Source organism: Streptomyces bambusae (genome assembly GCF_019400985.1).
Lineage (GTDB): Bacteria > Actinomycetota > Actinomycetes > Streptomycetales > Streptomycetaceae > Streptomyces > Streptomyces bambusae_A.
Genome location: NZ_WTFF01000479.1, coordinates 1 through 4,098 on the forward strand (window position 1 = coordinate 1; position 4,098 = coordinate 4,098).

At 72.7% G+C, this 4,098-nt stretch carries 3 protein-coding genes and 1 pseudogene; 2 read left to right on the forward strand and 2 right to left on the reverse strand.

Going from position 1 to position 4,098, the window contains the following annotated elements; translation table 11 throughout:
• Together GPJ59_RS34305 and mce are read right to left on the reverse strand one after the other, a co-directional pair.
• Window positions 1–775: pseudogene (locus GPJ59_RS34305) on the reverse strand (hypothetical protein); the annotation flags it as partial.
• A 180-nt stretch (window positions 776–955) separates the two neighbouring features.
• Window positions 956–1,384 (reverse strand): methylmalonyl-CoA epimerase, encoded by a 429-nt coding sequence (mce, locus tag GPJ59_RS34310; RefSeq protein WP_219671899.1) that lies wholly within the window; start codon window positions 1,382–1,384, stop codon window positions 956–958.
• A 136-nt stretch (window positions 1,385–1,520) separates the two neighbouring features.
• On the opposite strand from mce, the gene GPJ59_RS34315 reads away from it, so the two are divergent.
• Window positions 1,521–2,723, forward strand: a complete 1,203-nt coding sequence (locus GPJ59_RS34315) for an acetyl-CoA C-acetyltransferase (protein ID WP_219671900.1) — start codon at window positions 1,521–1,523, stop codon at window positions 2,721–2,723.
• A 206-nt stretch (window positions 2,724–2,929) separates the two neighbouring features.
• A complete protein-coding gene (meaB, locus tag GPJ59_RS34320; RefSeq protein ID WP_219671901.1) occupies window positions 2,930–3,889 on the forward strand; it encodes a methylmalonyl Co-A mutase-associated GTPase MeaB in 960 nt (319 codons plus the stop codon).
• Window positions 3,890–4,098 lie beyond the last annotated feature (209 nt).

The following is a 4,098-nucleotide window of genomic DNA, read 5'->3' on the forward strand; positions in this document are numbered from 1 at the left end:
GGTCCAGGGTCTGCTGCCGGGTCTGCTCGGCCTCGGCGGCGGTGCTGGCGCGCAGCCGCTCCGCGTGCTCGGTGGCCTCCTGCGCCTGCGCGGACGCGGCGGCCAGCAGCCGCTCGGCCTCCTTGCGGGCGCGCAGCAGCGTGGCCTCGGCCTCGGCGCGGCCGGCCTCGGAGGCCTCGGCCAGCCGGCGGCGGGTCTCCTCGGCGACCCGGGCGGCCTCGGCGCGGGCGGCGTTCAGGGACTGTTCGGCCTCGGCGCGGGACTCCTCCAGGAGCCGGCGCGCCTGGGACTCCGTACGGGCGCGCAGCTGTTCGGCCCAGGCCACGTTCTCGTTGACGTGCGCCTCGACGGTCTGGCGGCGCTCGTTGAGCTCCTGGTCCAGGCGCTGGCGGCGGTTGACGGCCTCGGCGTGCAGCTCGGCCTGGAGCCGGGACTGGTGCTCGGCGTGCTCCTGGAGGATGCGCTGGGTCTGGGCGCGGGCCTCGCGCAGCTCGCGCTCGGCGTCGGAGCGCATCTGGTCGGCCTGGATCTGCGCGTCGCGCAGCATCTGCTCGGCCTGGTAGCCGATGTCCTGGCCGTTGTAGGCGGGGCGGGACGCGAGGGCGCGACGTACCTCGTGGAGCTTGGCCCGCAGCACCTCGACCTGGTACCCCAGGTCCTCGGCATGCTGGACGGCCTTCTCGCGCTCCTTCTTGAGCCGCTCCATCTCGGCCTCGAAGCGCGAGAGATGGTCGGCCTCAGCCTGATGGCTCTCCTGGCGTTCGTAGCCCCGCACAGCGCGGTCCCATCCGTCCCCTGGTCGCAAGCTCACTCCCAAATGAGCACCGTCCGCCCGCTGAACGGCGCCCCCGGGGAATGGTGTCAGATACCAGGGCAGGGGTCATGGGCCCCGACCCCCTCCGCACCGAACCCCGGCCGAGCCAGACGCCACTCTACCGGCCGGGGAATGGGGTGGTCAGTGATCGGGGTTGGAGGTGACGAGTTCGGTCAGCACACCGTGGCAGTCCTTGGGGTGCAGGAAGGTGATCCGCGACCCCATCGAGCCCCTGCGCGGCTCGTCGTAGAGCACCCGGACGCCCTTGCCGCGGACGGCCTCGGCGTCGGCGTCGACGTCGGCGGTGCCGAAGGCGATGTGGTGGACGCCCTCGCCGTTCTTGGCCAGCCACTTGCCCACCGCGGAGTCCTCGCGGGTGGGCTCCAGGAGCTGGAGGTAGGACGCCCCGCCGTCGGAGGTCTCGTTGATCTTGAGCATGGCCTCGCGGACGCCCTGCTCCTCGTTGACCTCGGTGTGGAACACCTCGAAGCCGTAGGTGGCGCGGTAGAACTCGACGGTCTTGTCGAGGTCGAAGCACGCGATCCCGATGTGGTCGATCCTTGTCAGCATGGGACCAGTGGACTGCTACGAAGGGTGGTTACGCAACGTGCGCGCGATCACACCGACTGCCCGGTGACCGCATGCGGTACCGCTCAGTACATTGACGTAAACCCTCGTTCACTCCTCATCCAGGGGGCTGTGCCTCATGTCCGGAACGAACCACACCACTTCAGTGATCGTCGCTGGGGCCCGCACGCCCATGGGGCGGCTGCTGGGCTCGCTGAAGTCCTTCTCGGGCGCCGACCTCGGCGGCTTCGCCATCAAGTCCGCGCTGGACCGGGCCGGGATCTCCGGCGACCAGGTGCAGTACGTGATCATGGGCCAGGTGCTCCAGGCCGGCGCCGGCCAGATCCCCGCCCGCCAGGCCGCCGTCAAGGCCGGCATCCCGATGAACGTGCCCGCGCTGACGATCAACAAGGTCTGCCTCTCGGGCATGGACGCCATCGCGCTGGCCGACCAGCTGATCCGCGCCGGAGAGTTCGACATCGTCGTGGCCGGCGGCCAGGAGTCGATGACCAACGCCCCGCACGCGCTGCAGAAGTCCCGCGAGGGCTTCAAGTACGGCGCGATCGAGATGCTCGACACGATGGCGCACGACGGCCTCACCGACCCCTTCGACGGCATCGCGATGGGTGAGTCCACCGAGAAGCACAACGCCCGCCTCGGCATCCCGCGCGAGGTCCAGGACGAGATCGCCGCGCTCTCGCACCAGCGCGCCGCCGCCGCGCAGAAGAATGGCATCTTCGAGGCCGAGATCACCCCGGTCGAGATCCCGCAGCGCAAGGGCGAGCCGGTCGTCTTCTCGAAGGACGAGGGCATCCGCGGCGAGACCACCGTCGAGTCCCTCGGCAAGCTGCGCCCGGCCTTCGCCAAGGACGGCACCATCACCGCCGGCACCGCCTCGCAGATCTCCGACGGCGCCGCCGCCGTCGTCGTGATGAGCAAGGCCAAGGCGGAGGAGTTGGGCCTGGAGTGGATCGCCGAGATCGGCGCCCACGGCAACGTGGCCGGCCCGGACAACTCGCTCCAGTCGCAGCCGTCCAACGCGATCCTGCACGCCCTCAAGAAGGAGGGCCTGGAGGTCTCCGACCTCGACCTGATCGAGATCAACGAGGCCTTCGCCGCCGTCGCCCACCAGTCAATGAAGGACCTGGGCGTCACCTCCGAAAAGGTGAACGTCAACGGTGGCGCCATCGCGCTCGGCCACCCGCTCGGCATGTCCGGTGCCCGGGTGGTCCTCACCCTGGCCCTGGAGCTCAAGCGCCGGGGCGGCGGGGTCGGCGCGGCCGCGCTGTGCGGCGGCGGCGGGCAGGGCGACGCGCTGATCGTGCGCGTGCCCAAGGCCTGACGGCCTGAGGTCTGACGGGCTCGGGTCTCATGGCCCGAGGCCTGGCAGCCCGAGGCCTGGCGGCCTGGGGCCCGACGGCCTGGCCGGTGCCGGACCGCTCCGGTGCCGGTCCGGCACGGCCCGGCGGGCCCGCAAGGGCCCCCAGCCATCGCGGCCCTGCGGCCGCCCGGCGGCAAACGACAAGCGAACCGAGGAGCGCAGCACGTATGACGGTGGACGTCCCCCAGCTGGTGGCCCAGGCCCGCGAGGGCAGGCCGCGGGCGGTGGCCCGGCTGATCTCACTGGTCGAGGGGGCGTCCCCGCAGCTGCGCGAGGTGATGGCGGCGCTGGCCCCGCTGACCGGCGGCGCGTACGTGGTGGGCCTGACCGGCTCGCCGGGTGTCGGCAAGTCGACCTCCACGTCGGCGCTGGTCACGGCGTACCGGCGGGCGGGCAAGCGGGTCGGCGTGCTCGCCGTGGACCCCTCCTCGCCGTTCTCCGGCGGCGCCCTGCTCGGTGACCGGGTGCGGATGTCCGACCACGCCTCGGACCCCGGCGTCTACATCCGCTCGATGGCCACCCGCGGCCACCTGGGCGGCCTGTCGTGGGCGGCCCCGCAGGCGATCCGCGTCCTGGACGCGGCGGGCTGCGACGTGATCCTGGTCGAGACCGTCGGTGTCGGCCAGTCCGAGGTGGAGATCGCGGCCCAGGCGGACACCTGCGTGGTGCTGCTCGCGCCGGGCATGGGCGACGGGATCCAGGCCGCCAAGGCCGGCATCCTGGAGATCGGCGACGTCTACGTGGTGAACAAGGCGGACCGGGACGGCGCCGACGCCACGGCCCGGGAACTGAACCACATGCTGGGCCTGGGCGAGACCCGCGGCCCGGGCGACTGGCGCCCGCCGATCGTCAAGACGGTGGCCGCGCGCGCGGAGGGCGTGGACGAGGTCGTGGAGGCCCTGGAGAAGCACCGGGCCTGGATGGACGAGCGGGGGATCCTCGCCGAGCGAAGGGTTGCCCGTGCGGCGCGGGAGGTCGAGACCATCGCGGTCACGACCCTGCGGGCGCGGATGGCCGACGTCCACGGCGACGCGCACCTGGGCGGGCTTGCGGCCCGGGTGGCCGCGGGTGAGCTGGACCCGTACGCGGCAGCGGACGTGCTGCTGGCCTCGCTGACGGAGGGCTGACCGGGCGGGCGGGGGCCGCTCAAACGCCGGCGGGGCTGGGAAAGGCGCGCAGCGGGCCCATCCCACCCCGCCGGCCCTTGTGGCGCCTGGGGGACCCCCCGACGCAGGCCGGGGGGAGGTTCCGGGGCGGGGGCCCCCCCCCGCACCCTGCTCCTATACAACACCCCCAGCCCCCGCAGACCCGGCGTTGCTCGGCTTACGTCCTCTGC